Source organism: Devosia soli (genome assembly GCF_000970455.1).
Taxonomy (GTDB): Bacteria; Pseudomonadota; Alphaproteobacteria; order Rhizobiales; family Devosiaceae; genus Devosia; species Devosia soli.
In genome coordinates, this window is record NZ_LAJG01000016.1 from 1 (window position 1) to 490 (window position 490).

The 490-nt window shown below is 60.4% G+C and carries 2 protein-coding genes; one reads left to right on the plus strand and one right to left on the minus strand.

Going from position 1 to position 490, the window contains the following annotated elements; genetic code table 11:
• Nucleotides 1-2 precede the first annotated feature (2 nt).
• Nucleotides 3-266 carry a permuted SH3 domain-containing protein gene (locus VW35_RS22355; protein WP_046142730.1) on the minus strand — a complete coding sequence of 88 codons (264 nt, stop codon included), beginning with the start codon at nt 264-266 and terminating at the stop codon, nt 3-5.
• On the opposite strand from VW35_RS22355, the gene VW35_RS22360 reads away from it, so the two are divergent.
• On the plus strand, nt 225-488 hold the full coding sequence (locus VW35_RS22360; RefSeq protein WP_046142730.1) for a permuted SH3 domain-containing protein: 264 nt from the start codon (nt 225-227) through the stop codon (nt 486-488). The two genes, VW35_RS22355 and VW35_RS22360, sit on opposite strands and share 42 nt — an antisense overlap.
• Nucleotides 489-490: the final 2 nt, after the last annotated feature.

Consider the following 490-nt stretch of genomic DNA (forward strand, 5'->3'; position numbering starts at 1 on the left):
TGTTAACAGGCATGGATTGTTTGGCCGGAGGTAAGCGAAAGCCGATGTTGCGGCCATAGGCCATGCCATTGCGCCACCACGCTCTGGCAATCGGCGATGCCGGTCGGGTCAACGACGCTGGCGTCGCCCTCCTGTATCCCTTCCGTAACGATGACCCGGTAGGCGGGCCAGTCGGAAAAAGTCACCTGCCGGTTTGTGGCCTTGCCGTTTTCGAGGACAAGCACATGGCTCTCCGCGCCATCGTTAACGATGGCGCGGAGAGCCATGTGCTTGTCCTCGAAAACGGCAAGGCCACAAACCGGCAGGTGACTTTTTCCGACTGGCCCGCCTACCGGGTCATCGTTACGGAAGGGATACAGGAGGGCGACGCCAGCGTCGTTGACCCGACCGGCATCGCCGATTGCCAGAGCGTGGTGGCGCAATGGCATGGCCTATGGCCGCAACATCGGCTTTCGCTTACCTCCGGCCAAACAATCCATGCCTGTTAACA